This is a genomic window from Thiomicrospira microaerophila (assembly GCF_023278225.1).
Classification (GTDB): domain Bacteria; phylum Pseudomonadota; class Gammaproteobacteria; order Thiomicrospirales; family Thiomicrospiraceae; genus Thiomicrospira; species Thiomicrospira microaerophila_A.
Map to the genome: position 1 here is coordinate 595,041 of NZ_CP070959.1, position 23,601 is coordinate 618,641.

The 23,601-nt window shown below is 41.1% G+C and carries 24 protein-coding genes and 2 tRNA genes; 23 read left to right on the forward strand and 3 right to left on the reverse strand.

The window, feature by feature from the left end; genetic code table 11:
• Window positions 1–89 precede the first annotated feature (89 nt).
• The 22 genes from ftsH (at window position 90) to JX580_RS02975 (ending at window position 20,345) form a co-directional block, all read left to right on the forward strand.
• Entirely contained in the window at window positions 90–2,036 is a 1,947-nt protein-coding gene (ftsH, locus tag JX580_RS02870) for an ATP-dependent zinc metalloprotease FtsH (protein ID WP_248851296.1), read from the forward strand.
• A 50-nt stretch (window positions 2,037–2,086) separates the two neighbouring features.
• The gene (folP, locus tag JX580_RS02875; RefSeq protein ID WP_248851297.1) at window positions 2,087–2,914 is read left to right on the forward strand and encodes a dihydropteroate synthase; all 828 of its coding nucleotides are present in this window, start codon (window positions 2,087–2,089) and stop codon (window positions 2,912–2,914) included.
• Window positions 2,915–2,928: 14 nt separating this feature from the next.
• Window positions 2,929–4,275 (forward strand): phosphoglucosamine mutase, encoded by a 1,347-nt coding sequence (glmM, locus tag JX580_RS02880; protein WP_248851298.1) that lies wholly within the window; start codon window positions 2,929–2,931, stop codon window positions 4,273–4,275.
• Between the two features lie 70 nt (window positions 4,276–4,345).
• Window positions 4,346–5,116, forward strand: a complete 771-nt coding sequence (gene tpiA / locus JX580_RS02885; protein ID WP_248851299.1) for a triose-phosphate isomerase — start codon at window positions 4,346–4,348, stop codon at window positions 5,114–5,116.
• Window positions 5,104–5,421 carry a preprotein translocase subunit SecG gene (gene secG, locus JX580_RS02890; protein WP_248851300.1) on the forward strand — a complete coding sequence of 106 codons (318 nt, stop codon included), beginning with the start codon at window positions 5,104–5,106 and terminating at the stop codon, window positions 5,419–5,421. The genes tpiA and secG overlap by 13 nt, the downstream gene beginning before the upstream one ends.
• 9 nt (window positions 5,422–5,430) lie before the next feature.
• Window positions 5,431–5,515, forward strand: a tRNA-Leu gene (locus JX580_RS02895).
• Between the two features lie 53 nt (window positions 5,516–5,568).
• Complete coding sequence (locus tag JX580_RS02900; RefSeq protein ID WP_248851301.1) at window positions 5,569–5,925, forward strand: NADH-quinone oxidoreductase subunit A; 357 nt, start codon at window positions 5,569–5,571, stop codon at window positions 5,923–5,925.
• Window positions 5,916–6,392, forward strand: coding sequence for a NuoB/complex I 20 kDa subunit family protein (locus tag JX580_RS02905; protein WP_044407423.1), 477 nt, complete (start codon window positions 5,916–5,918; stop codon window positions 6,390–6,392). Before JX580_RS02900 ends, JX580_RS02905 begins: the two co-directional genes overlap by 10 nt.
• Before the next feature lie 27 nt (window positions 6,393–6,419).
• Window positions 6,420–7,073: an NADH-quinone oxidoreductase subunit C gene (locus tag JX580_RS02910; protein WP_248851302.1), complete on the forward strand. Its 654-nt coding sequence runs from the start codon at window positions 6,420–6,422 to the stop codon at window positions 7,071–7,073.
• Between the two features lie 23 nt (window positions 7,074–7,096).
• Window positions 7,097–8,350: an NADH-quinone oxidoreductase subunit D gene (locus JX580_RS02915; RefSeq protein ID WP_248851303.1), complete on the forward strand. Its 1,254-nt coding sequence runs from the start codon at window positions 7,097–7,099 to the stop codon at window positions 8,348–8,350.
• Window positions 8,347–8,844 (forward strand): NADH-quinone oxidoreductase subunit NuoE, encoded by a 498-nt coding sequence (gene nuoE, locus JX580_RS02920; RefSeq protein ID WP_248851304.1) that lies wholly within the window; start codon window positions 8,347–8,349, stop codon window positions 8,842–8,844. The genes JX580_RS02915 and nuoE overlap by 4 nt, the downstream gene beginning before the upstream one ends.
• 4 nt (window positions 8,845–8,848) lie before the next feature.
• A complete protein-coding gene (gene nuoF, locus JX580_RS02925; protein WP_248851873.1) occupies window positions 8,849–10,129 on the forward strand; it encodes an NADH-quinone oxidoreductase subunit NuoF in 1,281 nt (426 codons plus the stop codon).
• Window positions 10,130–10,160: 31 nt separating this feature from the next.
• On the forward strand, window positions 10,161–12,263 hold the full coding sequence (gene nuoG / locus JX580_RS02930; protein WP_248851305.1) for an NADH-quinone oxidoreductase subunit NuoG: 2,103 nt from the start codon (window positions 10,161–10,163) through the stop codon (window positions 12,261–12,263).
• A 12-nt stretch (window positions 12,264–12,275) separates the two neighbouring features.
• Complete coding sequence (nuoH, locus tag JX580_RS02935) at window positions 12,276–13,337, forward strand: NADH-quinone oxidoreductase subunit NuoH (RefSeq protein ID WP_248851306.1); 1,062 nt, start codon at window positions 12,276–12,278, stop codon at window positions 13,335–13,337.
• Between the two features lie 12 nt (window positions 13,338–13,349).
• Window positions 13,350–13,841 carry an NADH-quinone oxidoreductase subunit NuoI gene (gene nuoI / locus JX580_RS02940; protein WP_248851307.1) on the forward strand — a complete coding sequence of 164 codons (492 nt, stop codon included), beginning with the start codon at window positions 13,350–13,352 and terminating at the stop codon, window positions 13,839–13,841.
• 22 nt (window positions 13,842–13,863) lie between these two features.
• Window positions 13,864–14,505: an NADH-quinone oxidoreductase subunit J gene (locus JX580_RS02945; RefSeq protein WP_248851308.1), complete on the forward strand. Its 642-nt coding sequence runs from the start codon at window positions 13,864–13,866 to the stop codon at window positions 14,503–14,505.
• Window positions 14,505–14,810: an NADH-quinone oxidoreductase subunit NuoK gene (gene nuoK / locus JX580_RS02950; protein ID WP_044407399.1), complete on the forward strand. Its 306-nt coding sequence runs from the start codon at window positions 14,505–14,507 to the stop codon at window positions 14,808–14,810. Before JX580_RS02945 ends, nuoK begins: the two co-directional genes overlap by 1 nt.
• Window positions 14,811–14,816: 6 nt before the next feature.
• A complete protein-coding gene (gene nuoL, locus JX580_RS02955) occupies window positions 14,817–16,796 on the forward strand; it encodes an NADH-quinone oxidoreductase subunit L (RefSeq protein WP_248851309.1) in 1,980 nt (659 codons plus the stop codon).
• Between the two features lie 33 nt (window positions 16,797–16,829).
• Window positions 16,830–18,347, forward strand: a complete 1,518-nt coding sequence (locus tag JX580_RS02960; RefSeq protein WP_248851310.1) for an NADH-quinone oxidoreductase subunit M — start codon at window positions 16,830–16,832, stop codon at window positions 18,345–18,347.
• A gap of 20 nt (window positions 18,348–18,367) precedes the next feature.
• Entirely contained in the window at window positions 18,368–19,810 is a 1,443-nt protein-coding gene (gene nuoN, locus JX580_RS02965) for an NADH-quinone oxidoreductase subunit NuoN (protein ID WP_248851311.1), read from the forward strand.
• A gap of 64 nt (window positions 19,811–19,874) precedes the next feature.
• Window positions 19,875–20,219 carry a DUF2818 family protein gene (locus tag JX580_RS02970; RefSeq protein ID WP_248851312.1) on the forward strand — a complete coding sequence of 115 codons (345 nt, stop codon included), beginning with the start codon at window positions 19,875–19,877 and terminating at the stop codon, window positions 20,217–20,219.
• 49 nt (window positions 20,220–20,268) lie between these two features.
• Window positions 20,269–20,345, forward strand: a tRNA-Met gene (locus JX580_RS02975).
• A gap of 438 nt (window positions 20,346–20,783) precedes the next feature.
• Here the strand turns inward: JX580_RS02975 and JX580_RS02980 are convergent.
• Window positions 20,784–20,993 (reverse strand): hypothetical protein, encoded by a 210-nt coding sequence (locus JX580_RS02980; RefSeq protein WP_248851313.1) that lies wholly within the window; start codon window positions 20,991–20,993, stop codon window positions 20,784–20,786.
• Window positions 20,994–21,423: 430 nt separating this feature from the next.
• On the opposite strand from JX580_RS02980, the gene ilvA reads away from it, so the two are divergent.
• The gene (ilvA, locus tag JX580_RS02985; RefSeq protein WP_248851314.1) at window positions 21,424–22,947 is read left to right on the forward strand and encodes a threonine ammonia-lyase, biosynthetic; all 1,524 of its coding nucleotides are present in this window, start codon (window positions 21,424–21,426) and stop codon (window positions 22,945–22,947) included.
• Between the two features lie 6 nt (window positions 22,948–22,953).
• Here ilvA and JX580_RS02990 read toward each other — a convergent pair whose 3' ends face one another.
• Window positions 22,954–23,298 (reverse strand): type II toxin-antitoxin system HicB family antitoxin, encoded by a 345-nt coding sequence (locus tag JX580_RS02990; RefSeq protein ID WP_248851315.1) that lies wholly within the window; start codon window positions 23,296–23,298, stop codon window positions 22,954–22,956.
• Entirely contained in the window at window positions 23,295–23,510 is a 216-nt protein-coding gene (locus JX580_RS11960; protein ID WP_432758400.1) for a type II toxin-antitoxin system HicA family toxin, read from the reverse strand. Before JX580_RS11960 ends, JX580_RS02990 begins: the two co-directional genes overlap by 4 nt.
• Window positions 23,511–23,601 lie beyond the last annotated feature (91 nt).

The following is a 23,601-nucleotide window of genomic DNA, read 5'->3' on the forward strand; positions in this document are numbered from 1 at the left end:
CGCCTTTTAAAAGAGCGTGTTATTATCTATCCAATATTATTCTGTGAACTTTTAAATTAATTCGAGTTACAAGGGCTTTAGGGAACGTAATGAAAAACGATATGCTAAAAAATATGTTGATATGGGCAGCAGTTGCACTTGTGCTGATGTCATTATTTAATCATTTTGGTTCGTCAAACTATCAAACGACGAGTCGATTAGATTATTCAAAATTTATAGATCAAGTCCGTGAAGGTCAAATAAGTAGGGTTAATATTGAAGGTGCTACCATTAGAGGTGTTTATGGAAATGGTGAAGCCTTTACTACCTATAACCCCGGTGACCCAGGTTTAATGGGTGATTTATTGCAAAATCGTGTAACAGTAAGTTCGCAGCCACCTGAAAAACAAAGTTTGTTGATGCAGATTTTTATTTCGTGGTTCCCAATGTTGCTGTTGATTGCGATTTGGATATTCTTCATGCGTTCAATGGGCGGTGGTCTTGGTGGCAAAGGTGGTCCGATGTCGTTTGGTAAGAGCAAGGCACGAATGCTATCTGAAGATCAGGTTAAGGTTAATTTTGATGACGTTGCCGGGGCGGATGAAGCAAAAGAAGAAGTGTCCGAATTAGTTGACTTTCTCCGTGATCCAGAAAAGTATCAGAATTTAGGGGGGAAGATTCCTCGTGGAGTCTTGATGGTAGGTCCTCCTGGTACAGGTAAAACCTTACTCGCTAAAGCGATTGCCGGTGAAGCAAAAGTACCTTTCTTTACCATTTCAGGTTCAGACTTTGTCGAAATGTTTGTAGGTGTGGGTGCTTCACGCGTTAGGGATATGTTTGAGCAGGCAAAGGCACATGCTCCTTGTATCATCTTTATTGATGAAATTGATGCTGTAGGGCGAAGCCGTGGCGTTGGAATGGGGGGCGGTAACGATGAGCGCGAACAAACTCTAAACCAGATGTTGGTTGAGATGGATGGTTTTGAGGGTAACGAGGGAATTATTGTTATAGCGGCAACTAATCGTCCGGATGTTTTAGATCCTGCATTGTTAAGACCTGGACGTTTTGATCGTCAAGTAACGGTTGGATTGCCGGATGTGCGTGGTCGTGAACAGATTTTAAAAGTACACATGCGTAAGGTACCTGTTGCTGAAGATGTTAAGCCTGCACTAATTGCTCGAGGTACACCTGGTTTTTCAGGCGCAGATTTAGCTAATCTTGTCAACGAAGCCGCCTTGTTTGCAGCTCGTTTGGGTGAACGTTTAGTAACACAAAACCATTTTGAGCGCGCCAAAGATAAGATTCTGATGGGGGTTGAGCGTAAGAGTATGGTGATGAGTGAGGCTGAAAAACGTTTAACGGCTTATCATGAAGCAGGTCATGCAATTGTTGGGTACTTAGTTCCTGAGCATGATCCTGTATATAAAGTGAGTATTATTCCTCGTGGTCGTGCTCTAGGGGTTACGATGTATCTTCCTGTAGAAGATTCTTGGAGTTACAGTAAGCGTAAGCTAGAAAGTCAGCTTTCAAGTTTATACGGTGGTCGTATAGCTGAAGAAATGATTTTTGGTGCAGATGCGGTAACCACGGGTGCAAGCAATGATATTGAGCGAGCAACAAAACTGGCACGTAGCATGGTGATGAAATGGGGGCTTTCCGACAAACTTGGCCCTTTGTTGTATGAAGAGGAAGAGCAGAGCTTTTTAGGCAGTAGTTCGAAAACTTCTTCAGTATCTGATGAAACTGCTAAGCTAATCGATAGCGAGGTAAGACGCTTAATTGATAATAATTACAAGCGCTCGACTGATATTCTGACAACCCATAGGGATAAGCTGGAGATTATGGCGGAAGCATTGATGCAATATGAAACTATTGATGCTGAGCAGATAAAAAACATTATGGAAGGCCGCGAGCCTGGCGCACCAAAAGACTGGACTGAGCCAGGTTCTAAAGTAGAAGAGCCAAAGGATGACGTTTCAAAACCTGATGATCTAGTTGAAAATGATTTAAGTGGTGAAGCTGATATAACGAATACTTCAGAGCCAAGGTTGCAATAATTTGAGTATATTTTGCCCTGCCTGTTCATGTTAATGGGTGGGGTTTTTTATTGGATAAAGAAATGCAATACCTACTTGAACAGTCTCGTCCTTTAGTGATGGGAATATTAAATGTAACCCCAGATTCATTTTCTGATGGGGGTTGCTATCTAAATGAGGACTCGGTTAGAGATCGTATTCAAACGATGATCAATGATGGTGCTGATATCATAGATATTGGTGGTGAGTCAACCAGGCCTGGTGCAGAATCCGTACCCTTGCAAGTGGAGTTGGACCGAGTGATGCCAGTGGTTGAGTTAACTCGATCCTTGACAGGCCTGCCGATTTCAGTCGATACCTACAAACCTGAAGTGATGCGACATGCACTTTTGCATGGAGTTGAAATAATTAATGATATTAATGCACTTCAGGCTCCTGGTGCCTTGGAGCTGGTGGCTAGTTCTAATGCCTATGTTTGTTTAATGCATAAACAAGGTCAGCCCAAAAACATGCAGTTGTCTCCCACTTATAGTAATACAGTTAAAGAGGTTTTAGATTTCTTATTAAGTAGGGTAGCAATTTGCGAAAAAATGGGCATTAATAGGCACAGAATTATCCTTGATCCAGGTTTTGGCTTTGGCAAAACATTACAACATAACATAGATTTATTTCATGCCTTGCCATCACTCAGTTCGTTAGGTTTTCCTTTGCTTATAGGTGTTTCCAGAAAATCGATGTTGGGTGATGTGCTTGGTAATCTTAGTGTTGAAAAAAGGCTTGTGCCTAGTGTTGTTAGCGCAGTTTTAGCAGTTCAGCAGGGTGTTAAGATTCTTCGGGTTCATGACGTCAAAGAGACCAAGCAAGCTTTAAAATTGCTTGATACGTTAGTGGTTAAATAGATAGGGTGACGTCTATGTCGCAAAAAAAATACTTCGGGACAGATGGTATTCGCAATCGTGTTGGTAAGGGTTTAATGAGTCCCGATATGATGCTTAAATTGGGTTGGGCTGTTGGGCGTGTGCTTAAAGCTCAAGGCGGTTCAAAAGTTATGATAGGTAAGGATACCCGTATATCTGGCTATATGTTTGAATCAGCCTTAGAAGCCGGGCTAATTTATGCTGGTGTTGACGTGATGCTGTTGGGTCCTATGCCAACGCCAGCTGTTGCCTATTTAACTCAAACCTTCCATGCAGATCTGGGGATTGTTATTAGTGCTTCTCATAATCCACATTATGATAATGGTGTTAAGTTCTTTGATGGTCACGGTGCTAAAATTTCTGATGAAATGGAGTTGGCTATCGAAGTTGCTTTTGAGGATGAAATGCGTATAGAGGGCGGCCTAGATCAGCTTGCAACACTTGGTCGTGCAACTCGCATCAATGATGCGCCGGGTCGTTATATAGAATTTTGTAAAAGCACCTATCGTGGACAAGATAAGCTAGATGGTATTCACGTTGTTGTTGATTGTGCACATGGGGCAACCTATCATGTTGCTCCATTGGTTTTTAAAGAGCTAGGCGCTAGAGTAACTGTTATAGGTGATCATCCTGATGGATTGAATATAAATCAGGGATGTGGGGCAACAGAACTTGCTGCTTTGCAATCAAAAGTGGTCGAGCTTGGCGCTGATGTAGGTTTTGCATTAGACGGTGATGGTGATCGGCTAATGGTTGTTGATTCGACAGGACAGGTTTTGGATGGTGATGATTTATTGTTGCTGTTGGCAACAAGCTCTTCTTATCAAAATCAACAAGGCGTCGTAGGAACATTAATGACCAATAAAGCCGTTGAAAATAAATTGATCGAGAAGGGGTTTGAATTTATTCGTGCAAATGTAGGTGATCGCTATGTTATGCAGGAGTTAAAACAAAGGGGTTGGTTATTAGGTGCAGAAGCATCGGGACATATTTTATGTCTAGATAGGTCAACAACGGGTGATGGGATTGTTGCTGCACTCCAAGTTTTAGAAGTCATGGTTAAAAATAAAATTAATTTAAATGAATTTAGAGCGCAAACAGACAAATTTACAATGAAATTAATAAACGTTGCAATAAATAAACCGTTTGATATTAATGCCTCGCCTGCACTATTGCTGATTATTCGTGAGTTAGAAACCAAATATAATCAGGATATTAGGATACTTATACGTCCATCAGGTACAGAGCCCTTAGTGAGAGTGATGGTTGAAAGTAGTTGCGATGAAATAGCTAGTAAATCAGCAGAATTACTAGCAGAAAGTGTTGAAAAATCCTTTTCATAGGTTTGTCAATATTGTTTTTTTGTTCTAAAGTCGCTAATATTAGCGCAGTTTTGACTCGGAGATTGGATTAGTGAGAAAACCATTTGTTGCAGGTAACTGGAAAATGCACGGCTCAAAGGCTATGATTGGATCTTTGATATCAGCTTTAAGGGCAGGTGCTGAGCAGATTAAAGGAGTGGATGTCGCAGTTTGTCCTCCTAGTTTATATATTCAATTCGCTGGTGATATGCTTTTAGAGAGTCAAATAAAAGTCGGTGCACAGAATGTTGCCAGTGTAGCTGGACAAGGGGCGCTTACAGGTGAAGTGTCGGTTGACATGGTTCAAGACTTGGGTTGTCAATATGTAATTGTTGGGCACTCTGAGCGTCGTAGTATCTTTGACGAAACGGATGAAGTGGTTGCTGCTAAGGTTGGTGTTGTTCTTGAGGCGGGTTTGACTCCTATTTTATGTGTTGGGGAAACGCTTGAGCAAAGAGAGGCGGGCGTAACTCAGGATGTTGTTGCAGGTCAAATAGGTGTTGTTTTACAAAAGCTGGGCGTTTCCGCATTTAACAACATTGTTATCGCCTATGAACCTGTATGGGCAATAGGTACCGGTAAGGTTGCAACGCCTGAACAGGCTCAGTCTGTACACGCATTTATTAGAAGTTTAATTGCAAATGAAGATTCAAAGATTGCAAGTAACTTAATTATTCAATATGGTGGAAGTGTTAAGCCTGAAAATGCAGCTATTTTATTCAGTCAGCCGGATATTGACGGTGGTCTGATTGGTGGTGCTTCATTGGATGCTGGTGATTTTTTAGCGATATGTAAAGCTGCAGGTGAAGCATGTTCGGAATAATTTTAGCAATACATATTGTTATTGCATTTGTGTTGATAGTATTAGTTTTAATACAACATGGTAAGGGTGCAGATGCCGGTGCGAGTTTTGGCGGTTCGTCTCAATCATTTTTTGGCAGTCGAGGTACGGCAACCTTCTTGTCTCGTACAACGGCTGTTTTAGCGACTCTGTTTTTTATAACGAGTCTAAGTCTAGCCTATATTGCAAGTAAAGACGCAAAGGGCTATCAAAGTGTTGTAATCGAACAGCAGATGCCTTCAAAAGAGGAAAATGTTCGCACTGATATTCCGGTTGTACCAAATTAAAATTACATAGCCGATGTGGTGAAATTGGTAGACACGCTATCTTGAGGGGGTAGTGGCGAAAGCTGTGCCGGTTCGAGTCCGGCCATCGGCACCATTTTTTAGACCTGGCTTATGCCAGGTTTTTAATCCTAGAAAAGGTGGAAACCTATGCTAGAAAATTATTTACCTATCCTTGTATTTGTTGTTCTTGGTATTTTGTTTGGAGTCGGTCCATTGCTAATGAGCTTTGTACTTGCACCAAATAAGCCAGATGCTGAGAAAAACTCACCTTATGAATGTGGCTTCGAGGCATTTGAAGATTCTCGAATGAAGTTCGATGTTCGTTTCTATCTTGTTGCGATTCTTTTTATCATTTTTGATTTAGAAATTGCATTCTTGTTTCCTTGGGCTATTGTGTTAGATGATATTGGTCTGTTTGGCCTCTTGTCGATGGCTGTGTTCTTGTCTTTACTGGTTGTTGGCTTTATTTATGAGTGGAGAAAGGGGGCGCTGGAATGGGAATAGAAGGCGTTTTAAAAGAAGGTGTTGTTACAACTTCAGCAGATAAATTAATAAACTGGGCTAGAACAGGTTCTCTTTGGCCGATGACATTTGGTTTGGCTTGTTGTGCCGTTGAAATGATGCATGCTGGTGCTTCTCGCTATGACTTAGATCGATTTGGGATTATTTTTCGCCCTAGTCCTCGTCAGTCAGATGTGATGATAGTTGCAGGAACATTGGTCAATAAAATGGCACCTGCGTTACGGAAGGTCTATGATCAGATGGCTGAGCCTCGCTGGGTTATTTCAATGGGCTCTTGTGCCAATGGCGGTGGCTACTATCATTATTCTTATTCGGTAGTTCGTGGTTGTGATCGGATTGTACCAGTAGATGTTTACGTTCCTGGTTGTCCACCTACTGCAGAAGCACTGCTCTACGGTATTATTCAGTTACAAAATAAAATTCGACGTACAAATACTATTGCAAGATAGTTTTGCTTACAGGTCCTGGTAACGATTATGAAACAATCTGTATTAGATTTACAAAATAAAGTTAATAACAAATTTGGAGCGCTAATTTGTGCTTCTAAAGTTGAATTTGATGAATTAACTATTGAAGTTTCTCCCACAGAATCAAAAGACATTTTAAATCAACTAAAAAATGATTTAGGTTTTGAGATATTAATCGATTTGTGTGGGGTTGATTATTTGAGTTATGGGAAGGCAAACTGGGAAAGTATGCAAGCCTGTAACACGGGTTTTAGTCGTGGTGTATTCGATTTTGAACAATCCGAAGAAGATGATGCTTTGCTCCAACCTCGAAGATTTGCAGTAAGTTATCATTTGTTATCAGTGTCTAATAACAACCGTCTTCGTGTAAAAGTGTATCCAGAAAATACGCAACAACCCATTGTTGACTCCGTAGTTGATATTTGGAGTTGTGCGAATTGGTTTGAACGAGAGGCTTTTGATTTATATGGGATATTGTTCTCAGGACACCCTGATTTGCGTAGGATTTTGACTGATTACGGTTTTGTAGGTCATCCACTGAGAAAAGATTTTCCGCTTACTGGTCATGTTGAAATGCGTTATGACGCCGAAAAAGGGCGAGTGGTTTATGAACCTGTAACGATTGAAAACAGAGTGAATGTGCCGCGTGTCATTCGTCATTAAAATGTGAGAAGGAAAGAATAGCTATGCCTGAAATTCGCAACTATACTCTTAATTTTGGACCTCAGCATCCTTCCGCTCATGGTGTACTGCGTTTAGTGCTAGAGCTTGATGGTGAAACTGTGGTACGTTCTGACCCACATATTGGTTTGTTACATCGGGGTACTGAAAAATTAGCTGAATATAAACCCTACAACCAATCAATTGGCTATATGGATCGTCTCGACTATGTTTCAATGATGGCTAATGAACATGGATATGTTTTGGCATTGGAGAAGATGCTTGGGGTTGAAGTGCCAGAGCGAGCCCAGTACATTCGTGTTATGTTTGATGAAATTACTCGAATTCTCAACCATCTGATGTGGTTAGGTGCTCATGCCCTAGATATCGGGGCAATGACTGTTTTTCTTTATGCATTCCGTGAACGTGAAGATTTAATGGACTGTTATGAAGCAGTTTCAGGTGCGCGTATGCACGCGACCTATTATCGCCCTGGAGGTGTATATCGTGACCTACCGGATACTATGGCGAAGTATGAAGAGTCAAAGTGGCATCAAGGCCGTGAACTTGATCGCCTGAATGAGACACGTGAAGGTTCTCTGCTTGATTTTATTGAAGCCTTTACCCAGCGCTTTCCTGGTTATGTCGATGAGTATGAAACTCTGTTAACCGATAATCGTATTTGGAAACAAAGGACTGTCGATATCGGAATCGTATCGCCTGAGCGCGCTCTACAATTGGGCTTTACTGGCCCTATGTTACGTGGTTCTGGTATAGCATGGGATTTAAGAAAAAAACAACCTTACGAAGTATATGACCGTTTGGACTTTGATATTCCTATCGGTAAAACCGGTGATAGTTATGATCGTTATTTAGTTCGCGTAGCAGAGATGCGTGAATCAAATAAAATCATTAAGCAGTGTGTAGAGTGGTTGAAAAACAACCCTGGTCCAGTGATGGCCGAGGATCACAAGGTTACGCCTCCTTCTCGTGAGGATGTAAAGACGAATATGGAAGCTTTGATTCACCATTTTAAATTATTTACTGAAGGATTTATTTTGCCGAAAGGTGAGGTTTATAGTGCAGTGGAACATCCTAAGGGTGAGTTTGGTATCTATATGGTTTCAGATGGTGCAAATAAACCCTACCGCCTGAAAGTTCGTGCTCCTGGTTTCCCGCATTTGGCGGCATTAGATGAAATGGCTAAGGGACACATGATTGCAGATGTGGTAACCATTATTGGTACTCAAGACATAGTGTTTGGGGAGATAGATCGATGAACACTGTAGATACAGTTAATATTATCCAGGGTGATGTTAAAAAGCGTATAGATCGTTGGTTGGCGCGTTATCCAGAAGATCAGAAACAATCTGCGGTAATTCCTTCGCTACGAATTGTTCAAGAAGTTAATGGTGGTCATCTGACAAAAGAATTAATGGATCAGGTTGCTAGTTATCTAGAAATGACACCCATATCAGTATATGAAGTTGCAACGTTTTACTCGAACTTCGAGCATCAGCCGGTAGGTCGTCATAAAATTTGTTTGTGCACTAATATTTCTTGTATGTTGCGTGGTAGTGATGAATTATTGGAATATCTTAAAAATAAGTTAGAGGTTGATGTTGGTCAGGTGACACCTGATGGAAAATTTTCAATCAAAAAGGTTGAATGCCTAGGGGCATGTGTTAATGCACCAATGATGCAGATAGACAAAACATTTTATGAAAACCTCACTGAGCAGCGCTTAGATGAAATCCTAGATGGCTTGGAGTAATCTGATGGTTGAATTAAATTTATGTTGTTACCGTAATAATCATTTAGAAAACTCTTGGGATATCGAGACTTATATTTCACAGGGTGGTTACCAGGTATGGAAGCAAGTTTTAGCCGGAGAGTTAAGTCCACAAGAAATTATCGATGAAGTTAAAGTATCCAATTTAAGAGGTCGTGGTGGTGCTGGTTTTCCTACAGGTTTGAAATGGAGCTTTATGAACCGACATTCACCTGGTCAAAAATATATTGTATGTAATTCCGACGAGAGTGAGCCAGGTACCTGTAAAGACCGAGATATCATGCGTTATAACCCACATCAACTTATTGAGGGTATGGCTATCGCTGGTTACGTAATTGGTGCAAGCGTTGGCTACAACTACATCCGAGGAGAGTTCTGGGAGCCTTATGATCGTTTTACTCGTGCCATTATGCAAGCTCGTGATGCTGGGATGTTGGGTAAAAATATCATGGGTTCGGGTTGGGATTTTGATCTAAATACACATCAGGGTGCGGGTGCTTATATTTGCGGTGAAGAAACTGCACTACTTGAGTCAATAGAAGGCAAAAAAGGTCAACCAAGATTTAAACCTCCTTTCCCTGCAAGCTATGGCTTATATGGTAAACCGACTACGATCAATAACACTGAAACCTTGGCATCTATTCCAATGATACTTGCCAAAGGTGGAGACTGGTTTTCTAAATTAGGTGTTCCTGGTGCGGGGGGCACTAAGCTTTTTTCTATGTCGGGGCATCTTGAAAAGCCAGCAAATTACGAAATTCCTATGGGTACGCCATTTAAAGATCTACTTGATCTTGCCGGTGGGGTATGGAAGGGTCGACAGTTAAAAGCCGTCATTCCCGGTGGATCTTCAACTGCGGTGTTGCCTGCGGATAAAGCTTTAGCGATGAATATGGACTATGACTCAATTGCTAAAGCCGGCTCTTTTTTAGGTGCCGGATCCGTTATCGTGATGGATGATCAGACGGATATGGTTAAATCCTTAGAACGCCTAACTTGGTTCTATTATGATGAATCTTGCGGTCAATGTACTCCTTGTCGTGAAGGGACTGGATGGATGTATCGTGTTGTTAAGCGTATACGTCAAGGGAAGGGCCGACCAGAAGATATTGAAACACTCAAAGATGTGTCCGGCAAAATTACAGGACGCGTTATTTGTGGGTTAGGAGATGCTGCGGCGATCCCGGTAGCAAGCTTCTTGCAACATTTTGAACATGAATTCCGTCATTATATTGATCACGGATGCAGTATTTTCGACCGCGCTTGATGATAAGCGATGAATATTAGGTTAATTAATTATGGTTAAAGTCGAGATTAATGGTCAGGTTGTAGAAGCGCGTGAAGGTGATATGCTTATTGATGTTGCCGATAGTGCTGCTATTTCTATACCTCGTTTTTGTTATCACAAGAAACTTTCAATTGCAGCCAATTGTCGTATGTGTTTAGTTGATGTTGAAGGGGCATGGAAAGCCGTTCCTGCTTGTGCGACTCCAGTAACAGATGGCATGAAGGTCAATACTAAGTCGCCAAAGGCAATTGCTGCTCAGAAAGCAGTGATGGAGTTCTTACTGATTAACCACCCTTTAGATTGTCCAATATGTGATCAGGGCGGAGAGTGCGAATTACAAGATGTTGCGATGGATTATGGTGATGATGTTTCTCGCTACTCAGAAGCAAAACGCATCGTCGGTGATCGTAACGTAGGATCTTTGATTCAAACTGACATGACACGCTGCATTCATTGCACTCGCTGTGTTAGGTTTGGCCAAGAAATTGCAGGCCTGAAAGAGCTCGGCGCAACAGGTCGTAGTGAGTGGATGGAGATTGGTACCTACATTGAAAAGTCAATTGACTCGGAACTTTCTGGAAACATGATTGATCTGTGCCCAGTTGGAGCACTTACCAACAAACCATTCCGTTATAAAGCACGCTCGTGGGAATTAAGTGCCCATCCTACCATTGCACCTCATGATAGTATTGGATCGAATCTGTTTGTTCACACCCGTAATGGTGAGGTTATGCGTGTGGTTCCTCGTGAAAACGAAGCGGTGAATGAAACTTGGATTTCTGATCGTGACCGTTTCTCTTGTGATGCATTAAACGCTGAAGATAGATTGAAACAGCCAAGTGTTAAGCTTGAGGGTAATTGGCAATCTATGGACTGGACCTTAGCTCTGGAAAAAACCATTGAAAAGCTAAAGCCCTATCTCGATAACCCAGATGATATCGCTATTTTGTTATCCCCAAACTCTACATTGGAAGAGATTTATCTTCTACGGAAGTTAGCCTCAGCTCTAAATATAACGAATATTGAACACCGTTTATATCAAAAAGATTTTTCAGCAGACGCATTTGGCATAAATCAAAAATTAGATATGTGCCTGTCTGAGGTTGAGGATTTAAATACAGTTTTAATTGTTGGGGCACACCTTCGAAAGGACATTCCATTGCTTAATCATCGCATCCGCAAGGCACAGTTGTCAGGATGTGAGGTTAATATTATTAATCCTGAAGGATTAGACTATAACGTTTGCATATCACACAAAGTGGATACTGAACATTTAGCAGCTGAATTAGCGGGTGTTTTAAAGGCTGCTTATGAGATAGCTAAAAAAGACGAGCAGGCCTGGTTAAATTCAGTTGAAACTAATGATCAGCATCGTGTAATTGCAAGATCTTTGATTGAAGGTGATAAATCGAGCATTATGCTTGGCTTAATTGCTCAAGCCGATGATAACTATGCGTTATTGCAGCAATTAGGGGTTCAGTTAGCGAAAGTGACTGGATCGTCTTTTAGTGATTTGCCAGGCTTTTCAAATACAGTCGGTGCTAATTTACTTTTAGACAGAAAGTCATCAGATTTAACAAGTTGGTTGTCTGAGGGTAGAAAAGTTTTTATAAATATTGGCATAGAACCTGAAGCTGATTGCTTGTTATCTAATCAGGCACTTGATGCAATGTATAAAGCTGAATTAGTGATTAACTTTACCGCGTTTGATTCCGCGCTGCAGCGCAACTACGCTGATGTAATGCTACCTATGGCCTTGTTTGCAGAAAACGCGGGTACCCTAGTAAACATTCACCAAGAGTGGCAGAGTTTTAAGTTGTTAGCTAACGCCAAAGGAGAGGCTAAGCCACTTTGGAAAGTTTTGCGTGTATTAGGTAATATGCTAGATTTAGAAGGTTTTGATTATGTTAATACCCCTGAAATTTTGGCAGAAATAAAATCACTGAATCTTCAGGTATCTAGAAATGATTTCGGTTCCGATGAAGTTGATTTGACTAAGCTAGTTAAATCGGTACCTAAATTAATTGGCTGCTATTCAATTGATCCGCTCGTTAGACGTTCAATTTCACTGCAGGCTACGCCTGATGCACGAATTAGCAATCAATCTAATTAAAGGAAAATAGTTATGTTTAATGCTTTACAGGGCTGGCTAAGCATTTTCTTATGGGATTGGTTGGCTATTTTGATTACCTTGGTGCTGCAAGTTGTTATTGTTGTCTTACCTATAATGATTGCAGTAGCTTTTTTAACCTTAGCTGAACGTAAAGTAATTGGCTTTATGCAGGTACGTATGGGTCCTAATCGTGTAGGGCCATATGGCATATTACAGCCTTTTGCAGATGCTCTAAAGCTGATTATGAAGGAATTTATTCGTCCTCAACAATCCAATTTATTTTTGTTTGTTGTTGCGCCGGTATTAGCCCTTGCACCCGTAGTGGCAGCTTGGGCTGTTATACCTTTTGATGAAGGAGCGGTTGTTTCTGATATTAATGTTGGGGTTATGTATGTATTAGCCGTTTCATCCATTGTTGTTTATGGCGTAATCATAGCGGGTTGGGCTTCGAATTCAAAATACGCTTTCTTGGGAGCGTTGAGAGCATCAGCACAAAAGGTTTCGTATGAAATTGCAATGGGGTTTGCTCTTGTTACTGTTCTTATGGTGGCAGGGAGTATGAACCTAACGGAAATTGTACATGGACAGCAGGGTGGTTTTTGGAATTGGTATTGGATCCCGTTGTTGCCAATGTTAGCAGTTTATTTCATATCAGGTTTAGCAGAAACTAACCGTACTCCGTTTGACGTGGTAGAGGGTGAAGCTGAAATTGTTGCTGGATTCCACGTTGAATATTCTTCAATGGGCTTTGGTGTATTTATGTTGGCGGAATATGCAATGATGGTTCTTATTTCATTCATGACTGCTATCATGTTTCTTGGTGGATGGTATTCACCGTTCGAAAACATTCCTTTACTTGACCCACTAACCGCTTGGATTCCAGGGTTTATTTGGCTATTTTTGAAAGTTGCTTTTCTTTTATTCTTATTCCTTTGGTTTAGAGCAACTTTCCCACGTTATCGCTATGACCAATTAATGCGCCTAGGTTGGAAAGTGCTAATTCCTTTAACCATTGTTTGGGTATTTGTTGTCGGTGTAATGCACTACTTTAGCATTGGTCCTTGGTTTAATTGATAGAGGTGAGACATGATTGGATTTATTAAACATCAAGTTAAGACTTTTGGTCTTACCGAACTATTTAAAGGTTTAGCCGTTACTGGAAAATACTTTTTCAAAAAGAAAATTACGGTTAGGTATCCTGAAGAAAAAACCCCGTTGTCTCCACGTTTTCGTGGTCATCATGCCCTAAGGCGCTATGCAAACGGAGAGGAACGCTGTATTGCTTGTAAGTTATGTGAGGCAGTATGTCCTGCGAATGCGATTACCATTGAGGCTGAAGAGCGAGATGATGGTTCACGCCGAACAACACGTTATGATATTGATATGTTCAAGTGTATTTACTGTGGTTTTTGTGAAGAGGCATGCCCAGTAGATGCGGTAGTTGAGACGCGTATTTTTGAGTATGAGTTTCATCAGCGCGGTGAAAATATCATCACCAAGGATAAATTATTGGCCTTTGGCGATAAACATGAAGCACAGATCGCAGCAGATCGAGCTGCAGATGCTAAATATCGCTAACCCTATTTAGGAACCTGGTTTTATGACTTTTGAACAACTTGTTTTTTATATACTGGCCGCCATTGCAGTGATATCGTCACTGATGATGATTTCAGTTAATAACCCTGTAAAGGCAGCACTTTGGTTGGTGCTAGCCTTTATCGCGACAGCTGGCGTATGGATAACGGCGCAAGCTGAATTTTTGGGTATAGTACTGATCTTGGTTTATGCTGGTGCGGTAATGGTACTTTTTCTTTTCGTCGTTATGATGCTTGATATTAACCTAGTCAAGTTGAAAGAGGGGTTTATTCGATATTTGCCAATCGGTGTGCTAGCAGCTCTAGGTATATTTGCGTTGATGTATATGGTGCTTGGGCCGAGTAACTTTGGTTTGGACGTTACAGGTGAACCTGTAAGGTTTGATGCAGACTACAGCAATACTGCCGTGTTAGGTATGCAGCTCTATACAGTTCATGCTTATGCTTTTATTCTTGCTGCGGTCTTACTATTAGTCGGTATTATTGCTGCTATAGCGTTAACAATACGTCGACGTGCCCCGCATGAAGTTAAATATCAGAATATTGATAAGCAGGTTAAAACTCAGGCATGTGATCGTTTTGAAATGGTTAAGATGCAGCCAGTTAAAGAAAAGCCCGTAGAGAACAAAAAAGAGGAGGATGAGTAATGGTTGCACTGTCGGATTATTTAATTTTTAGTGCGATACTCTTCACTCTGAGTATGGCGGGTATTTTCTTAAATCGTAAGAATGTGATTATTTTACTGATGTCTATAGAGTTAATGTTATTGGCTGTAAATACAAATCTAGTAGCTTTTTCATACTTCTTGAATGATATTTCTGGTCAGATTTTTGTTTTCTTTATCTTGACCGTTGCTGCGGCTGAGGCAGCGATTGGCTTGGCCATTATTGTTCTCGTATTCCGAAATCGTAAGAGCATCAATGTTGATGATCTTGGTTCATTGAAGGGGTAGGGTATTATGAGCAATTTACATTTAATTCTTACCATTATTATGTTAGCTCCACTTTTTGGCGCTGCGGCTGCGGGTTTATTTGGACGACAAATCGGTCGTAAAGGCGCGCATAGTGTTACGATTGGTAGCGTTGCATTGTCTACCATTTTATCTGTTTATGTATTTTATCAATACATCTTCAATGGTGCGGATACCTACAATGCAGCTCTATATACTTGGATGGTAAGTGATGGTATTCGCTTTGAAATTGGGTTTTTGATAGACAGTTTAACGGCTACGATGATGCTCGTAGTTACCTTTGTGTCGCTTATGGTGCATATTTATACCATTGGTTATATGGATCATGATGAAGACTATGATCACGACAATCCTTACTATCAACGTTTCTTTAGCTATCTTTCATTATTTACCTTCTCAATGTTGTCATTGGTTATGGCTAACAACTTCTTACAGTTGTTCTTCGGATGGGAAGCGGTAGGTTTAGTATCTTACTTACTGATTGGTTTCTATATGAAACGTGAGTCAGCTGTGACGGCAAATTTAAAAGCATTCCTTGTTAACCGAGTCGGTGATTTTGGCTTTATCTTAGGTATTGCTATGGTGTTTGTGTATTTCGGTACGATGGACTACCAGGAATTCTTTGATAAGTTATCTGAGCACGAGCACACCATGATTTCATTTATTCCAGGTGTAGAGTGGTCGGTGATCACAGTGATGGTTATCCTTCTTTTCATTGGTGCGATGGGTAAATCAGCTCAGATGCCGCTTCATGTTTGGTTACCTGAGTCAATGGAAGGTCCAACACCGATTTCTGCATTAATCCATGCTGCGACAATGGTTACAGCAGGCATTTTCATGGTTGCACGTTTATCTCCTGCTTACGAAATGTCTGAAGCTGCATTACAATTTATTCTCGTTGTGGGTGCCTTGACTGCGTTCATGATGGGCTTGTTGGGCATTATTCAAAATGATATTAAACGTGTTGTCGCTTATTCAACTTTATCGCAGTTAGGTTACATGACTGCTGCCTTGGGTGCATCTGCCTATGCAGCTAGTATGTTCCATGTGTTAACACATGCATTCTTTAAAGCGCTTTTGTTCTTAGCAGCAGGTTCCGTTATTATAGCTATGCACCATATCCAGGATATACGCCAAATGGGTGGCCTTAAAAAGCATATGCCAATAACCTATTGGGCGCTGTTATTGGGATCACTTGCTTTAATTGGCTTCCCAGGCTTCGCCGGATTCTTCTCTAAGGATTCAATATTACTTGCAGTCGGTGAAAGTGATATAGCTGGATCAAGCTTTGCCTATACATTACTGTTGATGGGTGTTTTTGTTACGGCATTCTATAGCTTCCGTATGTTCTTCTTGGTCTTTCATGGAGAAGAAAGCGAGTATGTTAAGTCACATAAAATACATGAGTCACCAAAGGTTGTTACGATTCCGCTAATTTTGTTAGCGATTCCGTCTGTGTTTTTAGGCCTGTTTATGATCCAACCTATTCTTTCAGGTAGTTATTTCTCTGATGCAATCCATGTGTTACCTGAGCAGGATGTATTAGCAGCTGTCTATGACAAGTATTACGATGGTATAGTTGGTTTTATTTTGCATGGCTTTATGTCTGTGCCGGTATGGCTTGCTTTTGCGGGTGTCGCTTTGGCTTGGTTCTTTTATATGAAGCGTCCTGATATTCCAGCGTGGATTAGCAGTAAATGCACAAGAGGTAACTATGTCCTACAAAATGCCTATGGATTTGATCGCCTAAATGACATTGTTTTTGTAAATGGTTCGATTCGCCTAGGTCATTTCTTGTGGAAGTCGGTTGATATGCGTGTAATAGATACAGGTATTGTTAACGGCACAGTTAATAAGGTTGCATCTTTAGCCAAAATGATGCGTGAATCTCAAACTGGGTATATGTATCACTATGCCTTCGTGATGATTTTTGGACTCTTGGGCTTACTCATCTGGGCGCTTTGGTAATTAAGAGCATAATAAGAAAAGGAAAACGATTACATGTCTTTAGGCTATCCAATACTTAGTACATTGATTTGGTTACCGATCATCGTTGGTTTTATTGTGCTGTTTGCTGGGCGCAATAATCCTGCGTTTGCCAAGTGGTTTTCACTCGGTGGTGCGATTTTAACATTCGTACTGTCGCTACCACTTTATTTTGCATTCGATACGACTACTTCAGCGATGCAGTTTGTCGAGCGTTTAAGCTGGATTCCTCAATACAACATAGAATATTTCTTAGGTGTTGATGGTCTTTCTATGCCACTTATTTTGTTAACTACCTTTACTCAGATACTAGTCATTGCTTCTGCCTGGTCTGTGATAAAAGTGCGAGTAGAACAATATATGGGCGCGTTTATGATAATGCAGGGTTTGATGATTGGCGTGTTTGCTGCGCTTGATTCAATCTTGTTTTATGTATTTTGGGAAGCTCTGTTGATCCCAATGTTTATTGTTATTGGTGTTTGGGGTGGACCCAAACGTGTTTACGCAACCATTAAGTTTTTCCTTTATACCTTTCTGGGTTCGGTATTTATGTTGGTTGCGTTTTTGTACATGTATTTTCAAAGTGGAAGCTTCTCGATCCTCGACTTCCATAGTATGCCGATTGGTATGACCGCTCAGATTTTGATCTTCCTTGCGTTTTTGATCGCTTTTGCGGTAAAAATTCCTATGTTTCCTGTACATACTTGGTTACCTGATGCGCACGTTGAAGCACCAACGGCAGGTTCGGTTGTTCTGGCTGCGATTATGTTAAAAATGGGTGGCTATGGTTTTGTTCGTTTTAGTTTACCTATTACACCTGATGCAGCGATGACGCTTGATTTGTTAGTGATTGTATTGTCGTTAATTGCTATCGTATATATAGGTTTTATTGCGTTAATTCAATCGGACATGAAAAAGCTGGTAGCTTATTCTTCTATTGCACACATGGGATTTGTAACTTTAGGTATGTTCGTCGTCTATGCGATCGTACGTGAAACGGGTTCTGTAGAGGGTGCAGCACTTGGTATGGAAGGTGCGATGGTTCAAATGATTTCGCATGGTTTTATTTCTGGTGCGATGTTCTTAGCAATCGGAGTGCTATATGACCGAATGCATACTCGAGAGATTGGCGCTTATGGTGGTGTCGTAAATACCATGCCTTGGTTCGGTTTTTTTGCTGTGTTGTTTGCAATGGCAAATGCAGGTTTGCCAGGTACATCAGGTTTTGTTGGCGAGTTTATGGTTATTTTAAGTGCGTTTAAAGCCAATGTTTGGTGGGGTATTTTAGCTGCAACCACATTGATTGTTGGAGCCGCCTATACTTTATGGATGATTAAACGTGTATTCTTCGGGCAGGTTGCAAATGACAATGTTGCTAAGTTGCAAGATCTCAATCGTCGTGAGTTCATCATTATGTCGATACTAGCATTTGTTATTGTATTGTTGGGTGTGTGGCCAAACCCGTTATTAGAAGTAATGCATGCATCAGTGGATAATCTATTGATTCAAGCTACAACATCAAAACTATACTAAAGATAAGGTGAGTTAAAACTATGAATTTTGTTATTCCTGATTTTGCCCCGGCTATTCCTGAAATAGTGTTGTTAGCTTTGGCCTCATTTATCTTGATTGCAGATACGTTTTGGTCTGAGCGGTATAAACATGCTACCTATTACGCTACTCAATTGAGCTTGGTGATTGTAGGATTATTAATCCTGTTTAGCTTTACATCAGAAACAACAGTCACTTTCCATGAAAGCTTTGCACGTGATGCCTTTGCTGATGTGCTAAAAATATTTATTGTAATTGTTTCTATTGGCGTATTTTTGTTTTCTAAAGAATATTTAACCAATAATGATTTTTATAAGGGAGAATTTTTTACACTCGGTTTATTCGCTATTTTGGGTATGTTTGTTATGGTTTCGGCCTATAACTTTATCACTTTGTTCGTTGGCCTGGAGATAATGTCACTTGCAATGTATGCGATGATTGCCATGCAGCGCGACTCTTCAAGAGCAACCGAAGCTGCGATGAAATATTTTGTACTAGGTGCACTAGCCACTGGTTTGTTGCTCTACGGTCTTTCAATGATCTATGGTGCTACAGGCAGCTTAACTATTCCAGAAGTTAAAGCAGTCATCGAAGCAGGCAAGGCTAATTCAACAGTGTTGGCTTTTGGTGTTGTATTTATTGTTATTGGTCTTGGCTTCAAACTGGGCGCAGTTCCGTTTCACATGTGGGTGCCTGATGTATATCAAGGTTCACCAACACCTGTAACTTTATTTATTGCTTCAGCTCCAAAAATTGCTGCTTTTGCAATTGTTTATCGTCTTTTAGTTGATGGAATGCCAGGCCTAGTTGTTGACTGGCAACAGTTGTTAATTATTATGTCGATTTTATCAATGGTGGTCGGTACAGTTATTGCATTAGCACAGACTGATTTCAAGCGTCTTTTAGCCTATTCTGGTATAGCACATATTGGTTTTTTATTGCTTGGATTTATTGCTGCAACACCGGAAGGCTACTCTGCAGCGATGTTTTATGTATTGGTATATGCCATCACCAGTGTTGCGGCTTTCGGCATGATTTTAGCCTTGAGTCGTAAAGGTTTAGAATTTGACCAAATAAAGGATTTTGCAGGTTTAAACCAGCGTAATCCTTGGTTAGCCGCTATGATGTTAATCATAATGTTTTCGATGGCGGGTGTTCCTCCGTTTATTGGCTTCTATGCGAAGTTGGTAGTTCTTGAGGAAGTGATTGCAGCAGGTTTTGTTTGGTTAGCCATTATTGGTGTTGTTACTGCAATAGCAGGTGCATTCTATTATTTGCGCGTTATTAAGGTTATGTATTTTGATGCGCCTGAAGACGCAAATGATATTGCTCCTACAACCCGTGAAATGTCTGTAGCTGTTTCTGTCTATTCGTTATCATTATTAGTGCTAGGGTTGATGCCAGCATGGTTAATGGCGGTAGCTTACAATAGTTTATTAATTTAGACTAAACTTCTTTTAGTTGTTATAGAAGGCGCTTATATAGCGCCTTTTTAATCAGGTGTAGAATATGACTTTAGATCAAGCTGTTTGGGTATTATTGTTTACAGCCATTGTTTTGGCTAACATTCCTTGGTTTTTTGCGAATAGGATTTTTATTTTTATTCCGCTAAATAATACAAAATCATTTGTAGTGAACGTACTGGAGTGGTTTGTTTATTTTTTAATCATGGGTGGTTTAGCTTTTTTATTAGAAAAAACGGCAATGGGTAATATTGCGCCTCAAGAATGGGAATTTTATGTGGTCAATCTGTTCTTGTTTATGATCTTTGCTTTTCCTGGTTTTATCTATCGTTACAACCTGAAAATGTATCTAGAGAGACGCGAAAAATTAAAACTTAAAAATAATCCTTAAATAGCTTGCGTCATACCTTTTTTTGAGTATAATACGCACATCAGATTAACGCGGGGTGGAGCAGTCTGGTAGCTCGTCGGGCTCATAACCCGAAGGTCGTAGGTTCAAATCCTGCCCCCGCTACCAATAAAAAGCCTTAAATATCCTACATTTAAAGCTGATTCAAGAAGCCACTGTAATAAGTGGCTTTTTTGTTTGTGCCATTTGTGTAGCGCGGCGTTTGGTTTGTGATAAAAAAACGGCCTTTAATTGCCGTTTAAATCGGTTTTAAATTAAAAGTTATCCACAGGCTTTTTTTAAACTGCGCTGCCATCTTGATGCTTTAGTATCTCTTTTGCAAATCGCACGTCTGCTAAGTATGACTCATAGCAGTGATTGGCCTGCCAGAAAAAAGCGCGGTTGATTGCTCGATTAGCCAAGCCCCAGCCTTTGCGGTGACGATTGATGTAGCATCGCGTAGAAACCGTTTGGTCGTGATGACCAAACAGTATCCAGAGGTCCACGGTTTGCGACATCCATGCCGCAACGCGCGTCACCCATGACTTGATTGCGCAAATCACCATGTTATAGTCTCCAGTGCCTCCAATGATTCAGCCGCTTCCACTTGTTTTTCCAAGGCCTGTTCTTGCCTTGTATCACGGCAAGCTGTTGTACCTTCGCTTGGATTCTCGGAAATAGCGTTGTTCGGTTTTCGCTGCGTGCCATCGCAAGGGTGTCAACATAGGGTGTAGGTAAAGCCTGGTCAGTGAGGTATTTAACGAGTTGTCGAGACATGCTTTATATCGCGAAAGGTTTGGCTCAAATATACCCAAGCTGATTTCTAGTTAACTCCAGTTTGAAGAACGAAAATGCTAAACTTTAAACGAAGATGGCTAGTAGTAAAGTTGTAATAATTAACTTAGATTAGAAGGTTTATAGCTATTGAATGACACAAAAAGTCTTACAATGTTCTTAAGTTAATAATTTCAGTGACATATATTTTAATGTATGTCTTATCAATGTTTCATAAAGTATCTTAAGAGATATCTTCATTGAACGTTTGCTCAGTTAGAACCTTGGGTTAAAATGTGGTGTAAAGATGGATGTAAGTTTAAATTAGCGCTGCTGATGATTCACGAGTTCAATCTGTCGGCAAAAGATGTCGCAGAGAAATGTCAGATCCCTTTGAATGACTTACTGGCAAAACTAAACAAAAGAGAGCCGAATGCCTGAACGTATTTTGAAAAAAGTGTTAACCGTGCCGGTGTATGATGTGGCAGAAGAAACACCTTTTGAGCTAGCCCCCTTGTTATCAGCAAGGATGCAAAATAAGGTGTGGTTTAAGCGCGAAGACTTACAGCCGGTGTTTTCGTTTAAGTTGCGTGGTGCCTATGCCAAGATGGTGACGCTGACTGAGGCGCAGCGCCAAGCCGGCGTGATTGCCGCGTCAGCCGGTAACCATGCGCAAGGCGTGGCGTTAGCCGCCAGTAAAATGGGGATTAAAGCGACGATTGTGATGCCAAAAACCACCCCACCGATTAAGGTTAATGCGGTGCGCCGTTTGGGTGGGGAAGTGGTGCTCTACGGTGAGGCATTTGATGAAGCCTCGGTCTATGCGCAGCAACTCATGCGAGAGCATAAATATAGTTTTATTCATCCGTATGATGATGACGATGTGATAGCCGGTCAAGGTACGATTGCATTGGAAATTCTGCGCCAACACCCTAAACCCTTGGATATCGTGTTTGTTTGTGTCGGTGGCGGCGGTTTGATTGCCGGCATTGGCGCGGTGCTGAAACAGGTTTGGCCCAAAACGCGAATTATCGGCGTTGAACCAGAAGAGGCCGCCTGCCTAACAGAGGCATTAAAAGCCGGTGAACGGATCAAGTTGGCACAAGTTGGTTTGTTTGCTGATGGTGCAGCGGTTGCCCAGGTAGGCGAAAAGCCGTTTGAAATTGCGCAAACCTGTGTTGATGAGATGGTGACTGTTTCAACCGATGAGATTTGCGCGGCGATCAAGGATGTATTTGAAGACACGCGCGCGATTGCTGAACCTGCAGGCGCGTTAGCGGTCGCGGGCTTGAAAAAATTTGTGGCTGAACGCGGTGTCGCGGGACTGGAAATGGCGGCGATTATCAGTGGCGCGAATATGAATTTTGATCGGTTGCATCATATTGCTGAACGTACCGAAATCGGTGAAAAACGTGAAGCGATTTTTGCGGTTAAGATTAAAGAGCAGCCGGGTAGTTTTAAACAGTTTTGTGAAGACCTTGGTGCGAGTAGAGCAATTACCGAGTTTAATTATCGTTATGCCGACGCCCGTGAAGCGATTGTTTTTGTCGGTGTAAAAACCGAAGGCGGCCGTGCCGAGCAAATCCGTTTGTTGGATGATTTGCGTGAAAAGGGGTATCAGGTTGAAGATATGTCTGATAATGAAATGGCGAAGTTGCACCTGCGTCATATGGTAGGCGGTCGAGCGGAAGATATTCAGGATGAAAAGGTGTATCGCTTTGAATTTCCTGAGCGCCCAGGTGCCCTGTTGAATTTTTTAAGCCGGATGAGTGAGGAATGGAATATTAGCTTATTCCATTATCGCAATCACTCCGATGCCTATGGTCGCGTTTTGGTCGGTGTTCAGGTGCCAAGCAATCAACAAGCCGACTTTGAGGCTTATTTGGATTGCCTAAAATACCCCTATATTTCAGAGCAAGACAACCCAGCTTATCACTTATTTTTGAGCACAAACTAAAGATAATTAAGCTGTTTCTTGTTGAAGGTTTTGTTTAAGGGTGTCTTCAATCCATTGATTTAAGCTTTTGTGTTCAGATTGAGCGTGCATCACAATTTTCTCATGTAATTGTGAAGGAATGCGCACATTAAAGCGACCTGAATAGTGCTTTTTAGGCTCTATACCTTTTTCTGAACACATGGCATAAAATACATCCAGTGAAACTTTGCCCTCTTTTTTAAGCCCAGCAATGTCCTCTGCATAGAAATCAGCGCTGCCATTAAGGCCAATAAACTCGCCACGAAATAGCTCAATATCCGGGTCGAATTCAATGAATGCTTTTACGCCATCAATTTCAAGTAAGTTTTTCATGGTTTTATTCCTTTGCTATCAAGCCATTTTCGCACACTTGCAACCGCGCCTTTGTCAGTATTAGGTGAAGGATGTGGACGATGAAAAACGCGTACTTCGTTAAATAAGAACACCCCGATGCGTGATCCCTCACGTTCTTCTACGTCTGCGCCTAGAGCGATAAGCAGAGCCTCAATATCTTTCCATTTGATGTTCGCGCTAATAGCCCGAATATTTCACAAATTTGCACCGACCTTGCTTGTTCCTTGATTCCACAAGAAATATTTTCTCAGTCGGCCGTAATCATGGATACGACGCTTCTTC

Bases quoted from the DNA above. Each gene is read 5' to 3' on its own strand.
- ftsH (WP_248851296.1), top strand. From the start codon at position 90: ATGAAAAACGATATGCTAAAAAATATGTTGATATGGGCAGCAGTTGCA.
- glmM (WP_248851298.1), top strand. From the start codon at position 2,929: ATGTCGCAAAAAAAATACTTCGGGACAGATGGTATTCGCAATCGTGTT.
- secG (WP_248851300.1), top strand. From the start codon at position 5,104: ATGTTCGGAATAATTTTAGCAATACATATTGTTATTGCATTTGTGTTG.
- JX580_RS02900 (WP_248851301.1), top strand. From the start codon at position 5,569: ATGCTAGAAAATTATTTACCTATCCTTGTATTTGTTGTTCTTGGTATT.
- JX580_RS02905 (WP_044407423.1), top strand. From the start codon at position 5,916: ATGGGAATAGAAGGCGTTTTAAAAGAAGGTGTTGTTACAACTTCAGCA.
- JX580_RS02910 (WP_248851302.1), top strand. From the start codon at position 6,420: ATGAAACAATCTGTATTAGATTTACAAAATAAAGTTAATAACAAATTT.
- JX580_RS02915 (WP_248851303.1), top strand. From the start codon at position 7,097: ATGCCTGAAATTCGCAACTATACTCTTAATTTTGGACCTCAGCATCCT.
- nuoE (WP_248851304.1), top strand. From the start codon at position 8,347: ATGAACACTGTAGATACAGTTAATATTATCCAGGGTGATGTTAAAAAG.
- nuoF (WP_248851873.1), top strand. From the start codon at position 8,849: ATGGTTGAATTAAATTTATGTTGTTACCGTAATAATCATTTAGAAAAC.
- nuoG (WP_248851305.1), top strand. From the start codon at position 10,161: ATGGTTAAAGTCGAGATTAATGGTCAGGTTGTAGAAGCGCGTGAAGGT.
- nuoH (WP_248851306.1), top strand. From the start codon at position 12,276: ATGTTTAATGCTTTACAGGGCTGGCTAAGCATTTTCTTATGGGATTGG.
- nuoI (WP_248851307.1), top strand. From the start codon at position 13,350: ATGATTGGATTTATTAAACATCAAGTTAAGACTTTTGGTCTTACCGAA.
- JX580_RS02945 (WP_248851308.1), top strand. From the start codon at position 13,864: ATGACTTTTGAACAACTTGTTTTTTATATACTGGCCGCCATTGCAGTG.
- nuoK (WP_044407399.1), top strand. From the start codon at position 14,505: ATGGTTGCACTGTCGGATTATTTAATTTTTAGTGCGATACTCTTCACT.
- nuoL (WP_248851309.1), top strand. From the start codon at position 14,817: ATGAGCAATTTACATTTAATTCTTACCATTATTATGTTAGCTCCACTT.
- JX580_RS02960 (WP_248851310.1), top strand. From the start codon at position 16,830: ATGTCTTTAGGCTATCCAATACTTAGTACATTGATTTGGTTACCGATC.
- nuoN (WP_248851311.1), top strand. From the start codon at position 18,368: ATGAATTTTGTTATTCCTGATTTTGCCCCGGCTATTCCTGAAATAGTG.
- JX580_RS02970 (WP_248851312.1), top strand. From the start codon at position 19,875: ATGACTTTAGATCAAGCTGTTTGGGTATTATTGTTTACAGCCATTGTT.
- JX580_RS02980 (WP_248851313.1), bottom strand. From the start codon at position 20,993: ATGTCTCGACAACTCGTTAAATACCTCACTGACCAGGCTTTACCTACA.
- ilvA (WP_248851314.1), top strand. From the start codon at position 21,424: ATGCCTGAACGTATTTTGAAAAAAGTGTTAACCGTGCCGGTGTATGAT.
- JX580_RS02990 (WP_248851315.1), bottom strand. From the start codon at position 23,298: ATGAAAAACTTACTTGAAATTGATGGCGTAAAAGCATTCATTGAATTC.